A 21481-nucleotide genomic window follows, 5' to 3' on the forward strand; every position below is an offset into this window, starting at 1 on the left:
CCGGTCGCACCGGCGGCCGGCCCTCATCTCTTTTCTTCCCGTCACTATCGCGGGACAGCTTAGGAAGGCCGCGAAGAGCAAAGGCTGCAAGGGCGCGCCTGGCAATTGCAGGATCCGACAATCAGAGCATCAGGCGCGGCGCAGCGTCCCTTGCAGCCGCCGGCTCGCAAGCGGCAGGCAGGGCGTCCCAGACGAGAGAATGGGCGGCTCAATGAGCCGCCCATGGCTATATGGCATTCGAGCCGCCACCGCTCGGTAACCGGGCATAGCAGTTCCCTCTAGAAATTACCGGAGGACTGGTATTATGGTTTGACCAAGCTCCCCGCAAAAATATATGCCCTGTGCACTCTCTTGTTGAGGACCCCTGGGGGTCTACCGAAAGTGCGCGGGCGGCTTGGGAGCCTAAAGAAATAAATGCACACTTAGCTCCCCACGGGGAGCTTTTGTGTTTCTGGATTCCGCTATGCGGCGCCTGCCGCAAGAGATGCAGTCGGCCTTGTCAGCGAGGCAGCCAGTCGAGATTTTCGGCACACTGTATCGACCTCCAGACAGAAATGTGTCGTTCCCACGACCTCTGACCATGTGCAAACCGCCCAGTCTGCGGGCGGCGTATCGGCAGGTGAGCATAAATCACCATGGCTCGTATTCGTGAATGATCTCAAGGTCATCGCTTGCGTCGATGTCATCAGACGGAAGGACACCGTATTCGCCGTCGACTTCGAAGACGGTGACCGGGACCATGAGGTCGCGGGAAAGCTGGAAGGCGTAGGATTGTGCGAGACTAAGATCGTGCGACATTTGAGAAGCTCCATCCGGGAGCGGGCCAATCCCGCTCGATGGCTCCCAAAAAGGCACGGGGACGGGCGCGATCACCGCGAGGGCAAAGCCTCGAGCGGCCGCAGCGGAGCTAGCGGACCCCTTGCGGGTTGATCGTGGAAGATCCGGACCAGGGCCAGGACGCCATCACATGAGAGCGGGATTGGTTTGCTCCCAGCAGGGCTGTCACCTTGTCACTGGGTCTTGAGCGTGTCCTTGTCGGCGCCTCCGCCAGCGCATCAGAGAACTCCCTTACCGAGCTCTGTGGAGACCTACGCGGTTGCCCCTCGTTCGTGGTGCCGGATCAGGCTGGAAATGAAGCTCACCATGCGGCCTTCACGGCTTGCGTCTTCTGCCTCCCAGCCGAAGTTCCAGGCTTCGACGCGAACCTGCCAGTCTTCATGGGTGCGCGGGTTGTCCAACGGTCGCACGTCCGACTTCAGGTAGGGGTTTTCGTGTGAGCCAAGCCCGAGCACTCGCGCCCGTGACCCAGCTTCCTGCAAATCAATCAGTTCTTCTATCGTCAAAGTATATCCCCTGAAAAGCCAAACTATCATTCGGAGGTTGCTTTGCAAGAGGTTCCTAATTTAACTCGTGGCTTAACGACAAGTTGGAGAAAGGCGAGAAGGACAGGGTCCTGCGTTTGGGGACAAGACCCTGCCTTCGAGATGGGTACCGTTGGAGCTCGCTGGCACCCATCGCAAACGAGAGCCGAGGATCTCACTTTCCGAGGTCGATGCTAAGTAACGGTGCGAGTTGATACGAGTAGACGGATCAAAAGGATCATCAGGGATGGCGTAGCGGATGTGTGTTCCAGATGATGCGGCCAAGCCCAAACCAGCGCCCCTGCTCCGTGGGCTTTTGCTCAGCTTTCGGAACTTCAATCTGAGGTCTGAGCGATTATTAAGGCCTTCAACCTAATGTGGGTTGTCGCGTATCGCCGAACCGGGATGGGAAATGCTTAGCGAGGCTGAAATTGCTCACTTCAAAAGCCGTATCGAAGAGATCCTCTGCGACGGGAAACCAACCGAGTGGCAGCGACGGTTTCTCATTGATATGCGCGACAAGATTGGTCGGTACGGTGTGCGGACCAGGCTGAGTGAGAAGCAACTGGCCATGTTGAGGCGACTGACAATGGCGACGGTGGTCACGCCTGTGTTTCGGGCTGATGCCGAAGGTTCCCGCCCGGAGCCATTTCGCCCTTCGCTAGCTATCAGACGTCGTCCTCGAAGCCCAACCGGGAGAAACCCGTTCCCGCAGAACCCTCTTCGAATCCGCAATCCACTTCCACCCCGAAACCCGTTTCGGCCTCGCTATTCGCGCCGCCTTCCGTTCCTCAGCGGGAGAGCAACGCTTGTCCTGGTGGCATTGGTGCTGGTCGTCGGTATTATCGAAAGCCTTTTGGACCGCGGGACTGCTACGTCGGGCAGATCCCCGGTCGTTTCCACGGTTGAGGAGCCCGCCGCTCCTCAAGCAGCGTCGGGCAATATGGGCTTTACGGTCACCGACGGTGATACGATCAAATTGAAGGATGGAACGCGGGTCCGACTGGTCGGCTTCAACACGCCGGAAAAGTTCGAACCAGAGTGCTCCCGCGAAGCCGCATTGGGCAACCGCGCCTCGGAGAGACTAAATGAGCTGGTTGCGGCAGCTGCCTCAACAGATGTTACACTTGTTGCCTGCTCCTGCCGGCCTGGCACCGAGGGCACGAAGAAATGCAACTATGGCCGTAGCTGCGGCAGATTGACGGTTGATGGCCGCGACGTCGGTGAGACACTGATTGGCGAAGGGCTAGCCGTGCCGTTCGTCTGTGGCGTGAGTGGCTGTCCGCCAACACCACGCCCTTGGTGTGGTTGACCCGCTGAAACACTTGAACGCGAACCACCTATCCGAAGGCGAAGGAGAAGAGGCGAGCTATCGGCTCCGGCCAACAATTGCTCGCCACGTAAGGCGAATTACGCTGAGGCGTGACCGAACCTTATCGCGCGTCGGTATATTCAGACCGTTTCGGAGATCGGCGAGAGCTTGTGCTTCCAATCTACTCTGCGGACCTGCTGATCCGCCTTTGAAGGGCAAGCCCGATGTTCGATCGATCACCTCCCAGTGCTCGCCGGCCTGCTCGATCTCATACCGTTTCATGCGCCTTACCTCACCGACTGATGCGGCGACGCTACGGCACATGTGTTAAGTCAGAACAAATTGCATCCGGCTTAGCGTCCCGATCTGCGGCATTGGTAAACATGCATCTAAGATCAACATCGATGGTGGTGCCCTGAGAGATCAACCCTCTTTGAGGTGGTCGTCGGCTTGAACGGCAACCAGCCAGGCTTTTGATAGGTGAACGAGGAACGTGCGAACCGCGAGCTGAGCCGGATCCAGGCAGCCTCGCCTACCGGACCATGGAAGCGGCTACGAGGACCCGCTCCTAGGCTCGCCAGGGAGCTTGTCTCTCAGGCGCCGGGCGTCCTTGATCGGATTGCTGAAGCACGAGTATCGCCTCACCGAACACTTCCTTCCGTCGCGTCGTTCGCGCGTTTATGGCGCGGTTCCTTTCGACCTCCGACATCCTGGTTGCGACTGCAAGCGAAGCCTCGTTCTCCACCATATCGATCAGCAGGTTGCGCATAACGCCGTTCTCTTCCCTCAAACGGATCAGCTCGATGCTCACCGGCGACGCCGACAGCTTTCGCTCAATGGTTTCCTCGATTGCCTTTTCGACCAGTCGGGTCTTTGCGGCGAAGTAACGCCCAATGAAAAATGTGCTGGTCAAGACGCAAATGGCAAGGAAGAGGTACAGCATTCTTGTGGCTCCAATCTCACTATGGAGATCGTGATTGTGACCCCCCTTTTCAATGAGCTCGGTCGCTCTTGGAAAGAGCAATCGGGATGAAATGACCCTGCGGTGACTGGCAACTCTCTGGCGACGGGGCGCCAGTCAGGTGCCGACCGCATCGTGTTCGACCAGTGATGACTGGAGACCAAGCGGAAGTTGGTCTGGTAGTATTGCATCGTCGCGAAGATGGCGACTGGATAGCTTGTTCAAAACGGCTAGCTGCGAGGCTTCCGGCCGATAAGCCACTCGAATTTTGGAACCACGTACGGATGCTGGGCACGCAATGACGCAAGGCAACGACTGGTATGATATCGCCAAGCGGCAAGGGCAACGTGCCGGCAAACGTGGCGGGGAGATACAACGCCACCAGAGCGATTTCAGGGATGAGGATGAAAATACCGCATGGATTGACGGTGTACTTGACGGTGTGATGTCTTCAGGCGAACGGATAGCGGCGCTGACCAGCGTCCGGGACATGATGCCCGGTTCGAAAGGTGGCCTCATCCAGGTGGTCATTGTCGAGAGGACACGCCTGTGACGCAGACGACTGACTTCGTCACCGAGTTGATCGTCGCGGCCAACCAGATTTCAAGCGTGACGCCCTTGGAGTGCCGCCGTCTGCTGGAGCGGGGGATCGCCACAACGAAAGCTCTTCAGGAAACCCTGTTGGTGAACAACAAAGCGGCGCCCGTATCCGCCAAGGTGTTGGCGCAGATCGAGACGATGGTGCCCGAGGTCGATGCGGTACCTGACGTCCCTGCTTGCTGCAACGCTACTACTCGTCGCAGACGAAATCAGACAACTCCGGGCGCTGGCGCTCTCAGCCAACGTCTAGTCGCACGGATTGAGCGCGACCTCAGGCGCCATCATCATGCGCCCTTGAACTGGTTGCCTGCCGATCTCACCTTAATGTGCAACATTAATCATTGGCTGACAGCTCCTCGCAACGCAGCGGCTGCCGGTCCTCAGCCAAAGACGCTTGACAGCGTCCAGGAACAGCATGGGTATCATTGATGGGAATACTGTCTCCGCCGATGAGGTGGAGCTGACTGACATCTATTCCAAAACGGTCGCCGGTGCGGTGGATCTTGTCGGACCGGCCGTCAGCCGCATAGAGCGAATGGAGGGCAGAGGTGGACATGGTTCAGGCTTTGCCATCTCTCCCGACGGTCTCATCGTCACGAATAACCATGTGGTCGATGATGCCAAAACGGTACGCATCAAGACAGCGGAAGGCTTGACGACCGAAGGCCGGGTCCTGGGTCGTGATCCCGACACCGATATCGCCCTTATCCGTGCGAACACTGGCGTTGGCGCATGGGCCCGGCTTGGCGATTCCAGGCGGCTGCGGCGCGGGCATGTCGCTATTGCGATCGGAAATCCTCTTGGTTTCGAATGGACGGTGACCGCCGGTATCGTCTCAGCGCTCGGCCGTTCCATGCGGGCGTCCAATGGCCGATTGATCGATGACGTCATCCAGACGGATGCGGCCCTCAATCCTGGCAACTCCGGCGGGCCGCTGGTGTCCTCCTCGGGTGAGGTCATCGGCGTCAATACGGCCGTTATTCGCGGGGCGCAGAGCATCGCGTTCGCGGTCGCGTCCAATACGGCGAATTACGTTGTATCGGAATTGCTGCGGTTCGGACGTGTTCGCCGAGGCTACATTGGCATTGCAGCCGACACGGTTGACCTGCATCGAAGGATCGCTTTGAACGCGGGCCTTACACAGACGACTTCGGTGCGGATAAGACGCATCGAACCGGATAGCCCGGCGGAGCGGGCTGGGCTTCAGGAAGGCGATCTGGTGCTGGCGATCAACGGCACAGCAGTCGGCGGGATCGACGATGTTGTCAGGCTGCTCGATGGCGACCGGATCGGTCAGGAGACAGAGTTTCTTATCTTCTCAGTTCAAGGCACACTGGACCGGAAAGTGCTGATTCCGTCTGCGCGTCCTTCTTGATGCAATCCACATCTCCCACTCAATGAGGTGACTATTGACGCAGTTCTTCGAAACCACCCAGGTCATCATGGCAATGGGAGCCGTGATTGGTTGTGGCTCGTTCGCGGCCGGGGCTCTTACACTTGCCGCGATCCAAGGTGCACGCAGCCGCGGTTCCGGGGCGGGGGCCAGGAGCCTGGCGATGCTGACTGTATTGGCTCTGGATGATTTTGTCGGTGCCAGCTACGCTGCTGTTCATGACAGCCCAGCGTTCAATCCGATGGACGAGGGGGAATTTGCGTTTCACGCGCTGGAGCCAGTCTTCGCCTTGCCCAGGGATGCCGACTGGGCCCTGTTTGGCGATGAGCTGTCCGATGAGATCATGTGGCTCTCCAACAGGGTAAGCAACCTCTCGCACGCGCTGGATTCCCTTGATCTTGCAAGCCCTGGCTACGATAGGTTCTTCGAAAGACGCCAGCAGGGCTACGCGGAACTGGCGAGCAAGGCGCTTGATCTTATCGACCGATTGCTTGGGGAGTTTGATCTGCATTTGCCTGCCAAGCCCGACTATTATCGCCAGCGTGAAGGTTTTGCTGCGATCTTGAAGACGGGCGGCGAAACCAACCTTCGCACGAAGAAGGTAGCGCTCATGTCGAACGGTTCGAACATCACACAGCTGTTTCCAAAGACGGGTGAGGAGGCTGAGTGATCTGGCCCTGCACGTCGGGTTCCAGGTTTTGACCCGACTGGACCGGAGCTTGGAGGAGGGCCCCGTAGCCGCAGCCGAGCGAGGCAAGGAAATGGCGGAGCGGTTATACCTCAGTGGCTGGCACGAGCAATGAACGTCTCGGCGGGCACCACTATTCCGGCGTAGTGGACGGGGTTGTCTTCTCGGTCGCGAAAAGCATCTTCCGAACGCGGACACCTGAGCGTAGCGACCATTCGCCTCAGTGTGCGGGAATTCGCGCAATATCTCGAAGCGCTTCAACGGCGTCGAAGCCGAGCAGGTCTGCCAGTACCAAAAACTCAACAACGTCTACCCGACGCTGGCCACTCTCCAAGCGAGCAACAAAGGACTGGTATTCGCCGAGTCCGGCTGCCAAGTCCGCTTGCGTGAGACCGGCTGTCTCCCGGCTTCTAACGAGCAGTTCGATAAGAGCCTTGTGTCTTTCGCTACCCAGAGTCTTTACCATGAAACACCCACCTTCGAAGAGATGGGTGTTTCGTTATATCTGATTTTCAGTTATCTTAAATTCAGATATTTTCAACGTGAGCTGCCAGGCCATGGAACTTCGCCAACTTTCCTTATTCAAAGCCGTTGCCGAGGAGCTGCATTTCGGTCGTGCGGCGGCGAAGATGTGCATCGCCCAGCCGGCTTTGAGCAATCATGTCATGGCGCTGGAGAAGGAACTGGGTTGCCCACTGTTCATCCGCTCGACCCGCCGGGTCGAGCTGACAAGGGCAGGGGCCACCTTCTATGATCGGGCGGTCCGGATCTTGAGCGAAATGGACCTGACCGCCGAACTGACACGGGCCGCCGGCGGCAGTCGTATTCGTCAGATCAAGATCGGAACCGTCTATCCCGCCACCATGGGCATGCTGCCGGTGTTCCTGGGCAAGATCGCGCATAAGTTTCCAGATGTCCGAATCCATATCGCCTCGGGCAATACCAGCGATATCATCCGTGGTCTGGAGACAGGGCAGATCAATCTTGGCTTCATCCGCCCCGTCGAAAACATCGGATCGTTGCGCTTCTTCTCGGTTGCCCATGAGAAGTACCTGCTGGCCGTGGCAGAGAGCAGTCCACTGGCTCTTCGCGACGAGATCTCGATCGAGGATCTGCGCGACCAGAAGATCATTGCCTTCAATCGTCAGAACCTTTCTTTTACGGAGCGCTATTTCAATGAGAAGTTCGAGGAATACGATCTGACGAAGAACATCGCCTATAGCTGCGATGACACCTATTCGCTCGTGTCACTCGTCTCCGCCGGTCTCGGTATCGGTTTTGCGCCGGAATGGACGAAGGACATTCCCAATCGCACCTTTGTCCTGAAGAAGGTGAGGGGGATCGATTTCAGGATTGGGCTCGGCATTGCCTGGAACCGGGAAGACCCGACCGCATCGCGTGATGACATCGTCGAGATTGCCAAGTCCATGGTGCGGGCGGCGCGGTGACGGTCAAGCTTACGGCCCGTGCCCCCGCATTTCGGCTCCTCCGAACTTGGCGCATCGACCAGCGCCGGGCTGCAGCAGGCCGCACCTCAATAAAAAACGGGGCCGAACCTGGTATGGGTCATCCGTATAAGCGGTATCAGAACGTGCGCGGCACCTACAAAAATTGATTGTTGTTCGCTCGGAAGGTGGAGCATAACCGCCGCAAGCTCGGCAAAGCTGCGCGGACTGCAGCCATCGTCCACCGTGCCACTTTTGCAGTCCTACTCGAGTGCGTTGAAAGGCAGCGGGGCCGACTTACGGGCGTTTTATCTCCGGTACTATCTCGCCTTGTTCGAACCGACGGTCGCCATCCAATAGCTGCCACTCAAAACACGACGACCCTGAGACGGGCGAATATCTCTTCAAGGTCGTGGTTCAACTGCGCGTCAAAGGCATGAAGGGCAGGGACCGACGGCTTTGCCGCTGGTCTGACGCGGATCGTAATACCCCGGCCTCCGCGATCGACGATGAGAAAGCCATATTGTTGCGCCGCAGTTGCAATATTTCTGCCCGCAGCCGTGATCAGGTGCAGATCACTGACCCTGATATCCGCAGGCAACGCAAGCCTCGTTCCCATCGGCAGGACGCCCGAGTAGGGGAGTGGATTGGTCAGAGCATCGCGATCGAAGGCATAGGCGGGATAAACAAACTGCGGCGCCAGCAGCGTTGGCGGGACAGTAATGGCCATTGCGTGATTGACGCCTGATCCGATTTCGCTGTCGAGGACCGCTCCCGCATAGCTGGGCAACATCGATGCCGTCTGGCCGCTTTGTCCTCCGTCGCCATCTCCAGACCCACTGGCGTCGGTAGTCGCATAGGATAGTGCGACGATGGTGCGATCGGACAGGACGATAGTACCATATGTTTCCAGAACGTCTCCCGATGGCTGGCGCACCGCCATGTGTCCATCCGCTCCGGCGGCAGGTCGAAAACCGGAAGCGGGCACATGGAACGTCGCTCCTGCCATCATTGCCGGGGGTGCCCTGCGGTAGGATGTCGGCGTGACCCAGTCGGAGGCCGAGGTCGATGAAAAGACGTTGCCATGGCCGGGAAAGATGTCGGAAGACGTCGCTAGAATTGCCGCCTCGACGCTTGCATCGTTGCCCGACCGCCGCCAGGCTCCTGCATGCACCGCAGCCCAGGCTTGGGAATTGTAGAGGAGACGCACCTTCGGATCGGCTTCCGTTGTCGTGTAGAAAGGAACAACCCAGTTACCGCTGGGATCCCAGGTATCCAGGCCGACAGGTAGACCGGCCGCGACATTCGTTGAACCAATTGTTGCAGTCGCTGGCACCTTACGGTTCCAGGGAGAGCCGGCTCCAAACAGTGGTTCGCCAACTGCGGTCGTCGCCGCACCAAGAAGATAGAAGAACGCGGCGCACCGCACAAGCCATTGCCATATCATGCGGTTTCCCGGGCACAGGGATGGTTGTCCGTGAATGCCTTCATACATCGGTTGATCCAAACAGAATACTGACCAACCTATCCAATATCCAGCAATGAGATTGTGTTTCGACCAGTCTTCATCCTCCCATCACTGTTGCGGGCAAGACTGACGTTTGTGCACAGAGTCAGTTGCTTTTAAAGGCGCTTGATGCAGCGGGGAAGACGTCGAAAGCTATTGAGACAAGCGGCGGCTCAGCGAGCTGCTGCCTGGAGATACTCCAGGCACGGGACGCACCGAGCTCCAGAACTATAACAACGTATAAATCCCAATACCTCCCTACAACTAAGCATACCTACGCCATTCAGATGATCTGTATTGCCAATACTCAGTTATTAAATTATTAACATGAAGATAAAATACCTCTAACAGACTGAATGAATTCGCACTTTAGACGAGAAGTAAAAATGGTGGGTTGGCATTTTATATTGCAACGCACATAACTATGCATAGGCAGTCAGGTTTTCGCATGAATTACTATAAATCTTCGGCGAATATAGACGGCAATGGTGCGAGTCGACCCGCTCGGCTGCAGGTGTTCAAGCTCAAACCGGGCTATCTTGTTGGTGCGACCCTGGCATTTTTGTCGATCCTGGCGATGACGCTCATTGCGCTTCAGCTGACCCCAGCGAAGTTCCGCGCAAGCGCCGATCTCCTTGTTCTCCTGTCCGACGACTACGTTGCACGACCTACTGCGGGTAGCACGGATACGTCGAACGCACCGGCGATGGACCGCGATGCTTACATGTCGGCAGAAAGCGACATCCTTGGCAGCGAGACCGTGATCAAAGCGGCTATCACGAGCATCGATCCTCACATCTTGTACCCGGCATCCACGGGCCGGTCGTCGCCCGTCAAGTCCGCCATCGGCTATGCCCGTGATTTCATCTCCGGTGTGCCACAGGACAACAATGATGACGACGAGGCGGCGATGCTCCGCGCTCGTCGTGCCGTGGAAAAGTCCCTTCGGATCGACAGCGGGCGCAGCGGCAACATCATAACTGTCTCCTATGAACATTACGATCCTGAGCTTTCAGCGCAGTTCTTGTCGGCATTGATCGATGCGTATTTCGCGCGCCGGGCAGTCCTTTTCGCCGATCCGCAAACGACGCTTCTCATGCAGCAGATCAAGACGAAGAGCGACGAGCTGCAAATTGCCAAGGCGGGGCTGGCGGAATTCCGGCAGCGGTATGCGATTTCCGACCTTAACCTGCAGCGCGACCTGTTGCTGAGGCACCTTTCGGATCTCAACAACAACCTTCGCACGACTGACGTTGCTATCGCCGATGCAACGGCCCGGCACAAAACCATCCTCGACCAGTTGGATGCGTCGCCCGCCGACCGCACCAGGCGTGCAGCCAGTGGCGATGTCGCGACCAAACAAGGTGATCCGGCTGACGCTTTGCGCAAACAATCCGATGAGCTGGAACAGGCATTGAGCGCGGACGGTGCACGCCGGACCGAGATGAAATCGCGGATTTCCGATCTCGAGACTGAATTGCGAACGTTGAACGATCAGGAAGGGACGCTGCATGATCTCACGCTGCGCCGAGACATACTGGAACGCCAGTATGCCCTTGGTCTCGACAAGCTCAGTGAACGCAAGGCGGCCGAGGCCGTAAGAGAGGCCCGCCTCTCCAATGTGAGGCTCGTGGACGCGCCAGAGGCACCGCAGCGCCCGACGAGCCAAAGGCTGCTGATCGCGGCGAGTGGGATGATGCTCGCACTCTTCTCCTTCGGCGCCATCCTGACGCTCGGGTGGCTCCGTCGCCCGGGAAGTCAGCCGCTTCGCTGGTTTGCCTGAGGTCGCGGGAGTTCAGCATGAAAATCGCGATGATTGGCTCAAGGGGCCTCGGAACCTCATATGGTGGCATTGAGCGAGTGCTTGATGCGGTCTGCCCGGAGCTCGTGGCGCTTGGGCACACTGTCGACGTCTTCGCGGCACCGTCGGCGACGACCAGCAGTCTGCCGGGTCTTGACGTTATCAAGGTCCCAGGTCTTGCCGGCAAGCATACGGAAACCATCTCCCGCAGCGTCGTGTCGCTCGCCCTGGCAGCAGGTCGATATGATGTTATCCATCTTCACGCCATTGGACCGGGCATCTTGTCTGCGGCAACACGATTGCTTCGACAGCCAACGGTGGTCACGATTCACGGGCTAGACCAGCGCAGGGACAAGTGGGGACCAATCGCCAGATCCTGCCTGTCGACCGCAGAGCGCTCCATCGTCCGTTATGCTGATCGCATTACAGTCGTTTCAGAAGAGCTTCGCCGATACTTCGTTGAACGCCACGATCTGCGAACCTCGTTCATTCCGAATGGGCTTCCTGTCGTAAAGAAGCTGCCTCCGGGTTCGCTTCTGAAGGCATTGGGTCTTACGGGCCGCCGGTACGTCTTCTTTGCCAGCCGACTGACGCTGGAGAAGGGGTGCCACGATCTCATCCAGGCACATAAGAGGCTGGGCGACGATGTCACTCTCGTTATCGCTGGCAGTGCGCCACAGCGGGACTACGAAGACCACGTGAAGGGCCTTGCTGGCCCCAATGTCATGTTCGTTGGCCACCGTAGCGGCGCCGATCTGCAGGAGCTTTACAGCAATGCGGCTCTGTTCGTTCTCCCGTCATACCTCGAGGGCATGTCGATGGCGCTGTTGGAAGCCATGGCATACGATATTCCCACAGTCGTCAGCGCTATTCCCGAGAACACGAGGGTGGTCGGAAACTCGGCTATCCTGTTCCAGCCCCGCGACGTGTCCGGGCTCACAGAGGCTTTGTCGCGAGCCCTGTCGCGTCCCGCAGGCGCCGTTCCTGCTACCCCGACTTGGCCGACCTGGTCAGAAATCGCGAGGAGCTACAGCGACGTCTACGATCGCGTCGTGACGCGGCCATTGCCGGTGCCGGGGCGGCTCTACGAGGGGAAGCTGTGACCTTGAAAGCGCCTGCCGTCCTTCAAAAGCTATGCGATCGTATCTTTGGCGGCGACGTTTCGTCACTGATGAACATCGGTTCGCGACTGCTGCAAAATGCCAACGGGTTTCTGCTCACGGCCATCGTCGCGCATCGTTACGGCCTGGATGCCGTGGGAACGCTTACGCTTGCCGCAGTCCCAATCACTCTGGTGGCTCTATGCGGAACGTTCGGCCTGCACTTCAGGTTCGCGCAGATAAAAGAGACGAATTCGGTCTTGAACTCACTGGGGTTGATTTCGGCGGTCGTCTCGCTGCCTGCCATTCTGCTCCTTGCAGTCGTTTTCGGACTGGCCGTCGGCCATAGCCAGGAAGAGCAGTTTCAAATCGCCGCCATAGCGCTTTCGTCAATCTTCTTTTCCCAGTCCAATGTGACCAACGCGCTACAGGTCGTACAAAACAAGATGGCGCACACCATCATCCCGCCAGGACTGAATGCCCTGGGGCTGTTGGCTGGTGCCTTTTCCCACGATTTCAGCATATTCTGTGTTTGCATTCTCGCTTTCAGGCTCCTCGGCATCACAATCGCCTACGCTCTTTTGCCGCACGACTTTAACGCCGCCATCCGACTGGCGCCGACGCAGATGCGTGCCGGCATTCGCTACCTTTTTGCAGACGGCGTTCTGGTGCTCGGTGACAACCTTCTGGTCCTGCTCTGCTCACACCTTCTCGGGCGCGGTGAACTGGGCGTTCTCGGCATCTGCCGGCAACTGATGACGGCAAGCGACACCCCAGGCTGGGCAAGTCTCCAATCCGTCTATCCGAAGCTCGTCACGGGCGATGACGCGTTCTTCCGCCGCGTCGTCCGTTCGATGCTCTTGTTGAGTGCACTGCTCGGCATCGCGGTCACTGCGGTGGCCGTTCCTGCTGGCATGACGATCTTCCACAAACCGGATCTTTGGCTCTATACGGCAATTCTGATGGCCTCGGCACCAGCGCGCTATTTCGTGGTGAGCGCCGAAATGTTCCTGAAAGCCAAAGGTCGCATTAAAATCGCCAATCGCCTCAGCAGTCTGCGAGCGTTTGCAGGCTTCGCCTTCATTGGCGGTTTAACGGCCGCGGGCGGGCTGGTGGGCCATGTCTTCGCGTTTACCTCGTTCTTCATTCTGTGCGCGATCATCGAGTTTGCGGTGGTCTTGGGTGACCGGCGAATTCGTCCTGCTGCGCTCAAAGTGGAGGAGGCGATATGAAGGCTCAAACGGCTGCGTCCAGGCCAATATTCCCGTGGCTGACGGCTGACCAGAGCCTGTACGCAGGAATGTTGCGCTACACGGTCGTGTTCTGGGCGCTCGGCCTCCTTACGCTTGTCCAGGCCATCGTCATCACTGTTCTTGCTTTCAAGCGGGCGCCTATGGGACTGCTGGCACGTGCAGTGGCGATCAGCTGGATTTGCATCGGCGCCGTTCAGTTTATCGCATCCATTCTTGCTGGCGTGTGGCGCGAGCAGCCAGGCGAAGGCTTCATCCAACTCGTCAGCTTCGGTGTTCTCGGATGGATCATGGGTGGACTTGCCATTTGGGCGGGTGCCGCGCACGGTCTTTCCGGCCGTTCTGTGGTCCGTGCGGTTTCGATACTTGGCGGGATTGTTATTGTCCTTGCCTTGATCGGTGCTGTCGGTGTTTCGCTGGGTTTGCCGAGGCTGGTCCTGCCGTACACGCTGCCGATGCTGATTGCCCCTAACAGTATCTCTGCCCAGCTTTACGGATCGCTCGCAATCTACATTCCCGAGGAGACCTTCGGCGAACAGGTCACGCGGTTGATCCTCTTTTATCCGTACACGACCGCTCTGGGCCTCGGTGGAATCGGCATCACGCTTATCAGCCTACTCGAGAAGGATTTGCGTTTTCGACTGCTGGGCATGACCGGCGGTTTGATTGCGGTCGTGTTCAGTTGGAGCCGATTGTCGCTAGGCGCGCTGGTCTTGTGTGCCCTTGGATGGGTATGGCTCAAGGCGTCGTTCAGACTGAAGCTCATGTTCATCTTCTCGGCACTCTTCGCCTTGTTTGCGATCAGCGTCGCTGGCTTCGATTGGCCCGGGGCCCTCATGTCCGTTCAGGATCGGATCGATGGCGTGCGCGCCGGGTCGAGCCTTGCGCGACACTTGATCTATGAGAAGAGCTGGGAAGGCTTTCTCCAGTCTCCGATCTTTGGCTACGGCTGGATCGGACCGTCGGTCCATCCCAAGGAGATCCTGCCGATCGGCAGTCACTCCACGATCTACGGCCTGTTGTATACCGGCGGTGTAATCACCTTAGCTAGCTTCGTGATCGCAATTGCCCTGACACTCGCAAGCGGCCTCATGCGACTGTTCGACGAAGCAGGCGAAAGGCGCGACGAAGTCATTGTCATGCTCCTCCTGTCGCTGACGTTGTTGTTCTTCTGCAAATATGAGTCGCTTTTCAGCATCACGTTGCCGTGTTCATACATCTTCGCGTTTATCGGTGGCGCTCTGGAGCCACGTGAACAAACACAATCTTCCCCGCTGCTCACCGCATCAAGCGCACAAGGACGTCATCCATGATTGAACATTCGCCGCGTCTTAGCATCGTAATCCCGGCCTACAATGTCGGCGATTTCATCGTGCCCGCGCTTGAATCCGCGCTGGATCAGACGTTCCGCGACCTTGAGGTCATCGTTGTGGACGACGGCTCGACCGACGCCACCTCAACGAGGATTGCGGATCTGGCAGCACTGCGAAGCGATACCAGACTAAGGATCGTTCGCCAGGACAATGGCGGATTGTCCGCGGCCAGAAACAGGGGAATTGCCGAGGCGCGGGGCGAGTATATCGGCTTCCTTGACGGTGACGATCTCTGGCGAGCCGACAAGGCCGCAGCTCATATTGCCCTGTTGGACAGTGACCCAACGATTGGCTTGAGTTTCTCGGCCTCGGAACTTCTGGAGGAAGATGGCCGACCTACGGGCAAGGTACAATCTCCCGACAAGATAAAGCCGACGCTGCATCAGATGATCCTGCGAAATCACGTCGGAAACGGCTCGACACCGGTCGTGCGGCGTTCGTGCTTCGAAACCGCAGGCGATTTTCGCGAGGATCTGCGTAGCTGTGAAGACTATGAAATGTGGTGCCGTATACTCTGGCTGACAGACGCCTCTGCTGTCGGCCTGACCATCCCCCTGACGTTCTACAGAATGCGGAAGTCGAGCCTGTCTTATGATGTCGATCGTTTCGTGAGGGAGATCGACGCCGCCCTGGACATCATTCAGTCATCGATGCGCGAACTCCCTCGCGATTTGATCGCGCGGGCGCGGGCCGAACATTATAGAATTGCCGCGCGGAAAGCCGCGCTCGCCGGCAGAACAGCCAAGGCGCGGGATCTTCTGAAGCGCGTATTTCGAATTAGGCCAATGATCTTCCTTACAGACCGGCGCGCCGCGGTCACCTTGGTATCGCTTCTCATGCCCGAGCAAGGAAAGCGCAGGATCGAACACCTTGTCGGATCCGTTCGAGCCAGAAGAACTTGAGCCATACGCAAATCGCGAAGACTTCCTGCGCTTGCGTCCGCATATTGCCTGCCACAGATAGGCGATCAATGCACTCGCAGACCTGTCATCTTGCGGCGAACGACAACAAAAATGAAATGACGCCAGAAATACCCGTTAAGTGGGTCCCTCGGAAGATAATACTGCCATCCATCAAGAACCTTTAAGGTCGAGATGACCTGAGTATCAACCATCGATTGCGCGACACTTCCCCTCGTCAAAGATCACATGCGACCGCCAAAAGCCCGAGGCTGAGCGACCTTGCCGTGGTAATATCTCCTATCCGCACTGAAAGGGTGGGCAGAGCGATGGAGAGGCGTCTGACGGCGATACTTTCCGCTGACGTGGTTGGCTATAGTCGCCTGATATCGGAAACCAATATTTCAGCTTGCCGGACATTGGTGTTGGTCACCAGCATCAGGAGAAGGCCGAGCGCTACAGCACGCGGAATAACTTCGGTTCCTTCCGCCCAGGCCAGATGGGTCACCGGCTCCGCACCAAAAAGCGTCTTGATATCTGCGGCATTCAAACCTGTGACGGCAACCGCAGCCCTGTACTCTAAGGCTTTCATGCACTGTCCAGTCGATTGTTTCTTGCAGAAGGCCTGAACTCTAGGCTCATCCGAGACTACAAGTATCGAAATTCCGACAGCGTCTATTCTACAAGCGACTGTCACGCCCTATTCACGTAGCGGCCGTGCCTCTGATCGGCACCGGACACAGCTCGTCCAGACAGGTCAGCACAGCACGATTAACTCGTTTTTAACCACGGCAACCGAACCTTGAGCAAGGTTCCCCGGTCGCGTTTTCCGATTCTGGTCGCCCCAGCCGGACAGGAGACCTGTCTTCACCGCGTGCGCTTCAATTCCACGGTAGGGGCATTTCGCATGGTAGATACAATGCCCATTCCAGATGGGAATCATCCGCTCCAAGGTAAGGCGCACTCCAGCGAAGCCCCTCGGGGGCAGATACTGAAACTGCTTGAATACTGGGAGAACATCGAACGCTATAGCGCCCCAATCGCAGAAGACGATGGCGAACTGGCTCCTAATGTGGTCGTCACGCATGTCTCAAGCGATCGCGATCCCTGGCCATCGATGCGAGATGAAACCAAAACAACCCGGCAGTTCGTGCGCTTCGGTGTCGCTTCGATGCGGGGATGCGACAGCCTGCTTGTTCAGCGCTGGCGACCAGATCAAGACTCCAGAGAACCTGACCTCGTAGATAACGACCGGTTCACATTCGCCGGAAGCTTTGCTGTCTCGGGAAAGAACGCGGCGGAAAAAGGCTCGTTGGTGGTCAGCCGCTTCCTTTTCGATCTCGCAACCGCGACCGAATCCTCCACCATTACCTTCACGGAATATACGAACCTCCTGGAGGGCGAATTCAAGAACAGGCTGAAGACGCGGGCGAAGCCGCTCGCGATAGCAGAAGCGCTTGCCGATCAGGCATTTATCGCTCTGAAGCTCCCGCCGGATCTCAGACCGTCGGTCAAATGCGTCGTCGTTTCGCGCTCAAAGCCTGTCAAAGAAGGGAAGAAGGCGAGGAAGATCAGAGACGCCAGGCTGTTCGGCAATGCCTATCCCGGCCTGTTGCGACAGCTGCGTCAAGATGTCGAGGACTGCCTGGTAATCGGTGGTGCATGGGATCTGCTGACCCAGCCTTCGGCCGAGTCCGACTTCGACGCGGGATGCGACGATACAGTCCTGGAACGCCTCGAGACACACCGCTATCCCTCGGCACGATGGCCTTCCGACTTTTCGCTGTCACCTTACCAGCAGGTCGCCGTCAACGAACTGTTCGCACGGACCTCGCGAGAGGGGATATTCTCGATCAATGGGCCGCCGGGAACCGGCAAGACAACCCTAGTGATGGATGTCGTCGCCGAGATCATCAGCCGTCGCGCTGAAATCCTGCTCAGGTTCGACAACCCGCTCGACGCCTTCAAGGCGACCGCAAGCGGCAGCGACCATGGGTCCACCTTCGAGATCGACAGTGCTCTCCACGATTTCATCATCGCGGTCGCGAGTTCGAACAATGGCGCGGTCAACAACCTGACGCTCGAGCTTCCCAAGCGGTCGAAGATCGGCGAACGGTATGGCAAGCAGTTGAACTATCTGCCGAAACTCGCCGAACGCATTCTCGCTCAGCACCAGGTCACGTCGCCTGCCTGGGGTTCGGTTTCGGTGCCGCTCGGAAACAAGCAGAATAGAGATCGGTGCGCGTCGGCTGTCGCTGAGCTGATCGATGACGGATGCCCTGATGACGACGATCTCAGCACTCGCAATTGGGGTGAGGCCTGCGCCATATACAGGGCCGCGAAGGCGAGAGTGGATGACCTCAAGGCAAAGCACGTTCGTCTCGACGAGCTTGCGCGTTCGGCCGACGAATTCGGATCACTTCAAAAGGCGGCTGGTGCGCGGCCACCGGTGGTAACAGCATCATCGGCTCGCAATGGCTCATTGGCCATGAGCCAGGCTGAGGCAATGGAGGCCGCGTCCCATCCTATCATTGCCGCGTCACAGCGGCAGATCGAGGAAGCGCGTGAGGAGCTTGGGAAGGTTGTTTTGCCGGCCGAGTTTCTTGATGCCGATCCACGTGCAAGAGCAGAGATGCTGGTCGGCACGTCGACGGCTCTGGAGGACGCACGTGCCGATCTTTTCGTCGCGGCGATGGCGCTACATCAATCCTTCATCGCTGGCGCATGGGATCCTATCAGCGCCAACCTTCGCGCATGGACCGAACGTATCGCGCATCCCGAAACAGGGGGTTCGCCATCGTCGGCCGTCCATCTGTGGAGTACGTTCAGCCTCCTCGTTCCGGTCGTATCCTCGACGTTCTGCTCGTTCGCGAATGTCTTCGCAAGCTTGGGACGCGACGCGATACCATGGCTGATCGTTGATGAGGCAGGACAGGCCGCCGCCCATCACGCGATTGATGCCCTGTCTCGAGCCAAACGCACCATCGTTATCGGAGACCCGTTCCAACTGGAGCCGATCTCCGCGATCAGCAGCTCCGTTGACGATGCTTTGGCGAGCCGATTTGGCATCCCGCGGGAGTTCAGAAGCAAGGCGGGCTCCCTGCAAACACTGGCCGATCGGATCAATCCATTTGGCGCGAGGCGGAACGGCAAGTGGATCGGAGCGCCGCTACTGGTCCACCGCCGGTGCATCGAGCCGATGTTCTCCATCTCAAACGCTCTTGCTTACGAGCACTCGATGGTTCTGGTCAACAACGCGCTTCAGGCCGAGAACCCAGTCGGCAACGATCGGCTCGCCTTTGGGCCCGAGAGTGCATGGTTCAACGTCCGTGGTGCATCCGAGATGCCCGACAGGTTCTATGTGCCTGAGGAGGGTGCTCTGGCCTGCTACATCATGTCCCGCCTCGCGGAGTGCCGCCCACCCCAACATCGAGGCCAGTTGCCTGATCTCTTCGTGATTTCGCCGTTCCGGAAGGTTGCGCTGGGAATCAGGGAGGATTTACTGGCGAATGCACCCACGATGTTCGGTCATACCGCTCCTGATGTCGTCGAGGAGTGGGCGGAACGGTCGATTGGAACTGTTCATTCGTTTCAGGGAAAAGAGGCTGAGATTGTGCTGCTGGTATTGGGTGCGTCAGATGCCGAAAGCATATCCTGGGCGCTTGCCAAGCCGAATATCATGAATGTCGCCGTGACGCGCGCCAGACGACGACTTTATGTCATCGGCAATCGGGCGAACTGGTTCCAGGACAGCAGCCGGGATGCGTGGATGCTGGGCCAGGGCAGGGACTGGCTTGTCGACGAGGCCGATGCGCGGGCGCTATTTTCACGCAGTCCACACCACAAGCCACACCTTCGTTTGGTGGTTTAGAAAGCGGCAGGAGAAGCAGCTCGAGCTCTGAGTTGTCGGTTTGAACGGGCCAGCTGAGGTTTGCGAAGGTTGTCTCATGGACGACAGACCTTCTGTTCCGCCGCACCTGCGGGCGTCGGCATTCCATCCTTCGGCAGAGGATTTTTGTGCGAGCTGATTTGATGAGTGTATTGGCAGTCGGGGCAGGGATTCGAACCCCGCGTCACAGCTCGAAAGCTGGAAGCAACCTCAGGAAAACCGAGGATAAGGAGAGCACCGCGCTCCGATTACGCTTACGCCCGACTTGTCAAATAATGCGCCAAGGTCACGATTGTTCCTGGAACAGGGTTGCCTGACCTCAGGATGCGTTTGTAGCGGGGCTCGCAATCTGACCTGCCGTTACTCGCTCCTCCAGTTGAGTGTGCGCTCGCTCAAGCCTCCAGCATGCTCCACGCACCAACGACCGGCCAGGATCCTGCGTTTCTCCGTCGGCTGGCCTTGTTATATCGATCGATCGAATAAACCGAAGCCAATCCCTGGGATGCGCAGGATGGACGAAACGCGGTGAATCAGCTTAGGAGTCTCTAATAGAGTTGATGCATTCAACAGGCGCGAGGTGAAATGTTCGGGTTCTTCAAACGAAGGAGACATGCAACGTTTTCGCCCGAAGTTCAGTTGCTTTGGACGGAAGTCGAGAAATTCCGGATCCGGTGTCGAGGCAAGGGCGGCTCCGTTGAACAGGCTATCGATGTTGTCGCACACGATCTCTTCAGGCAACTGACTCATCAGGGTACATTCGCGGCAGACCTGATCTTGAAGAAAGGGTGGTCGGTAAAAGATGCGGCCAACCTGATGATCGCGGAATATGTTTCGGCCGAAATTCTGACTGGTCAACTACACAGCTATCGAGGCATGCTTAATGATAAAGGCAGGGCATACCTGAAGCTTTTCAAAATGAGCACGGAGGGGCTGATCAGTTCCGGTCGGATGCCTGCGCAGCTCGGCTACGACGGTATTCGAGCCTTCGAAGAAGCAATAGCGACCATTGGATAGAGCGCCGAGCGGTTTCCACATCCAGGCTTTTTGGCTGACTTGGCTCAAGTCCGGCTGATTGAAATGCCTCGCGGAAAGAGGTTGTCGGCCTCTCCCGCAAGTTCGTAACAGATCGTCAACGTCGAGCCATGACGAATTCGAACGATCCTGCCCAAACCAAGCTTTGCACTACCGTCGCGCACGTGAGAGGCGGCCTAGCGCTATTCTCAAGAGCCCTTGGATCCTGCCCGCCGCCCTTGAGGCTTGAATTCCACCAGCATCGACTTCAACTCCACCTCTCGAACGCGCCGCGCTGCTTCATCGGGACTGACCCAGGCGATCGTTCGCTCGCCGTGCTCCTTAAACGTGCCAGTCGACTTCCTGATCTCGATCTGGAAGATGTCGACGATACAGGGTACGACGTCACCATCCCCCAAAAGCTTCAAATAGGTGTATCTGCCGATCGGTTTCTTCCTTGCCTTGCCGCGTACGCCAGCTTCTTCCCAGGCCTCGATCGCTGCCGCCTTGTAGGGCTGCTTGCCTCCCATCGGCCAACCCTTCGGGATGATCCACCGGCCACTGTCGCGTGAGGTGACCACCAGGATCTCGATGCCTTCTCCGTCTTCCCTGTAGCGAAAGCACAGCGCGGCGAATTGCTGGCGAAACTTGCCCGTGAACAGTTTATCGGGCACGGCCGCCAGCTGTTTCAGAAGCGATTTTGGTTTGGCCTCGCGACCTTTTTCGGATGTTTTTTTTCGTGGCATATCGAAGTGTGGCTCGCCGGACGCCTCACTAGCCATCGGCTCTTCGGCAGCCCGGGATGAGAGTGAGATTTTCTGGCGTTGCTTTTGTCGCTCTCGTGAACTCGGCATAAACGAGCCAATTACCGCAACGGCGTGGAGAGACAAG

Annotated in this window: 20 protein-coding genes and 1 tRNA gene; 13 read left to right on the plus strand and 8 right to left on the minus strand. The window is 57.9% G+C overall.

The genetic code is table 11. The annotated features are described in order from the left end of the window. Positions 1-630 precede the first annotated feature (630 nt). Together A6U87_RS30080 and A6U87_RS06095 are read right to left on the minus strand one after the other, a co-directional pair. Entirely contained in the window at positions 631-798 is a 168-nt protein-coding gene (locus tag A6U87_RS30080) for a hypothetical protein (RefSeq protein ID WP_198928674.1), read from the minus strand. Between the two features lie 290 nt (positions 799-1088). Further along, entirely contained in the window at positions 1089-1343 is a 255-nt protein-coding gene (locus tag A6U87_RS06095; protein ID WP_065690356.1) for a CrpP-related protein, read from the minus strand. Positions 1344-1773: 430 nt separating this feature from the next. On the opposite strand from A6U87_RS06095, the gene A6U87_RS29130 reads away from it, so the two are divergent. Next, positions 1774-2673: a thermonuclease family protein gene (locus A6U87_RS29130; protein WP_244499431.1), complete on the plus strand. Its 900-nt coding sequence runs from the start codon at positions 1774-1776 to the stop codon at positions 2671-2673. A gap of 568 nt (positions 2674-3241) precedes the next feature. On the opposite strand, the gene A6U87_RS06100 is transcribed toward A6U87_RS29130, so the two are convergent. Beyond that, on the minus strand, positions 3242-3616 hold the full coding sequence (locus tag A6U87_RS06100) for a hypothetical protein (RefSeq protein ID WP_065690357.1): 375 nt from the start codon (positions 3614-3616) through the stop codon (positions 3242-3244). A gap of 316 nt (positions 3617-3932) precedes the next feature. Between A6U87_RS06100 and A6U87_RS06105 the strand changes: the two genes are divergently transcribed. The 4 genes from A6U87_RS06105 to A6U87_RS06120 all read left to right on the plus strand — a co-directional run bounded on the left by A6U87_RS06105 (position 3933) and on the right by A6U87_RS06120 (position 6297). Next, complete coding sequence (locus tag A6U87_RS06105) at positions 3933-4187, plus strand: hypothetical protein (protein ID WP_065690358.1); 255 nt, start codon at positions 3933-3935, stop codon at positions 4185-4187. Next, positions 4184-4663, plus strand: a complete 480-nt coding sequence (locus A6U87_RS06110; RefSeq protein WP_065690359.1) for a hypothetical protein — start codon at positions 4184-4186, stop codon at positions 4661-4663. The genes A6U87_RS06105 and A6U87_RS06110 overlap by 4 nt, the downstream gene beginning before the upstream one ends. Further along, on the plus strand, positions 4650-5609 hold the full coding sequence (locus A6U87_RS06115; protein WP_065690360.1) for a S1C family serine protease: 960 nt from the start codon (positions 4650-4652) through the stop codon (positions 5607-5609). The genes A6U87_RS06110 and A6U87_RS06115 overlap by 14 nt, the downstream gene beginning before the upstream one ends. 181 nt (positions 5610-5790) lie before the next feature. Continuing rightward, on the plus strand, positions 5791-6297 hold the full coding sequence (locus A6U87_RS06120) for a hypothetical protein (RefSeq protein ID WP_244499432.1): 507 nt from the start codon (positions 5791-5793) through the stop codon (positions 6295-6297). A 238-nt stretch (positions 6298-6535) separates the two neighbouring features. Here A6U87_RS06120 and A6U87_RS06125 read toward each other — a convergent pair whose 3' ends face one another. After that, positions 6536-6781: a helix-turn-helix domain-containing protein gene (locus A6U87_RS06125; protein WP_065690362.1), complete on the minus strand. Its 246-nt coding sequence runs from the start codon at positions 6779-6781 to the stop codon at positions 6536-6538. A 91-nt stretch (positions 6782-6872) separates the two neighbouring features. Between A6U87_RS06125 and A6U87_RS06130 the strand changes: the two genes are divergently transcribed. Continuing rightward, the gene (locus A6U87_RS06130) at positions 6873-7763 is read left to right on the plus strand and encodes a LysR family transcriptional regulator (RefSeq protein ID WP_065690363.1); all 891 of its coding nucleotides are present in this window, start codon (positions 6873-6875) and stop codon (positions 7761-7763) included. Between the two features lie 364 nt (positions 7764-8127). Here A6U87_RS06130 and A6U87_RS06135 read toward each other — a convergent pair whose 3' ends face one another. Then, a complete protein-coding gene (locus A6U87_RS06135; protein ID WP_141683911.1) occupies positions 8128-9096 on the minus strand; it encodes a hypothetical protein in 969 nt (322 codons plus the stop codon). Positions 9097-9715: 619 nt separating this feature from the next. Between A6U87_RS06135 and A6U87_RS06140 the strand changes: the two genes are divergently transcribed. Genes A6U87_RS06140 through A6U87_RS06160 form a run of 5 tightly spaced genes read left to right on the plus strand, consistent with a single transcriptional unit; the run spans position 9716 to position 15693 of the window. Next, positions 9716-11050, plus strand: coding sequence for a hypothetical protein (locus tag A6U87_RS06140; protein WP_158007257.1), 1335 nt, complete (start codon positions 9716-9718; stop codon positions 11048-11050). A gap of 17 nt (positions 11051-11067) precedes the next feature. Further along, positions 11068-12171 carry a glycosyltransferase family 4 protein gene (locus tag A6U87_RS06145; RefSeq protein WP_083199283.1) on the plus strand — a complete coding sequence of 368 codons (1104 nt, stop codon included), beginning with the start codon at positions 11068-11070 and terminating at the stop codon, positions 12169-12171. Then, the gene (locus A6U87_RS06150; RefSeq protein ID WP_141683913.1) at positions 12168-13400 is read left to right on the plus strand and encodes a lipopolysaccharide biosynthesis protein; all 1233 of its coding nucleotides are present in this window, start codon (positions 12168-12170) and stop codon (positions 13398-13400) included. Before A6U87_RS06145 ends, A6U87_RS06150 begins: the two co-directional genes overlap by 4 nt. Further along, positions 13397-14731: an O-antigen ligase family protein gene (locus A6U87_RS06155; RefSeq protein WP_065690368.1), complete on the plus strand. Its 1335-nt coding sequence runs from the start codon at positions 13397-13399 to the stop codon at positions 14729-14731. The genes A6U87_RS06150 and A6U87_RS06155 overlap by 4 nt, the downstream gene beginning before the upstream one ends. Then, positions 14728-15693, plus strand: a complete 966-nt coding sequence (locus A6U87_RS06160) for a glycosyltransferase (protein ID WP_065690369.1) — start codon at positions 14728-14730, stop codon at positions 15691-15693. The genes A6U87_RS06155 and A6U87_RS06160 overlap by 4 nt, the downstream gene beginning before the upstream one ends. A gap of 370 nt (positions 15694-16063) precedes the next feature. Here the strand turns inward: A6U87_RS06160 and A6U87_RS06165 are convergent, their stop codons facing one another. Continuing rightward, positions 16064-16282 carry a hypothetical protein gene (locus A6U87_RS06165; protein WP_065690370.1) on the minus strand — a complete coding sequence of 73 codons (219 nt, stop codon included), beginning with the start codon at positions 16280-16282 and terminating at the stop codon, positions 16064-16066. Positions 16283-16597: 315 nt separating this feature from the next. Between A6U87_RS06165 and A6U87_RS06175 the strand changes: the two genes are divergently transcribed. Further along, on the plus strand, positions 16598-19561 hold the full coding sequence (locus A6U87_RS06175; protein ID WP_083199284.1) for a DEAD/DEAH box helicase: 2964 nt from the start codon (positions 16598-16600) through the stop codon (positions 19559-19561). Between the two features lie 171 nt (positions 19562-19732). Here A6U87_RS06175 and A6U87_RS29880 read toward each other — a convergent pair. Beyond that, positions 19733-19845 (minus strand) — tRNA-OTHER (locus A6U87_RS29880). A 316-nt stretch (positions 19846-20161) separates the two neighbouring features. Here A6U87_RS29880 and A6U87_RS06180 point away from each other — a divergent pair. Then, entirely contained in the window at positions 20162-20593 is a 432-nt protein-coding gene (locus A6U87_RS06180; RefSeq protein ID WP_065690373.1) for a hypothetical protein, read from the plus strand. A 206-nt stretch (positions 20594-20799) separates the two neighbouring features. Here A6U87_RS06180 and A6U87_RS06185 read toward each other — a convergent pair whose 3' ends face one another. Next, positions 20800-21336 carry an NUDIX hydrolase gene (locus tag A6U87_RS06185; protein ID WP_065690473.1) on the minus strand — a complete coding sequence of 179 codons (537 nt, stop codon included), beginning with the start codon at positions 21334-21336 and terminating at the stop codon, positions 20800-20802. Positions 21337-21481 lie beyond the last annotated feature (145 nt).

The sequence above is a fragment of the Rhizobium sp. AC44/96 genome (assembly GCF_001692185.1).
Lineage (GTDB): Bacteria > Pseudomonadota > Alphaproteobacteria > Rhizobiales > Rhizobiaceae > Rhizobium.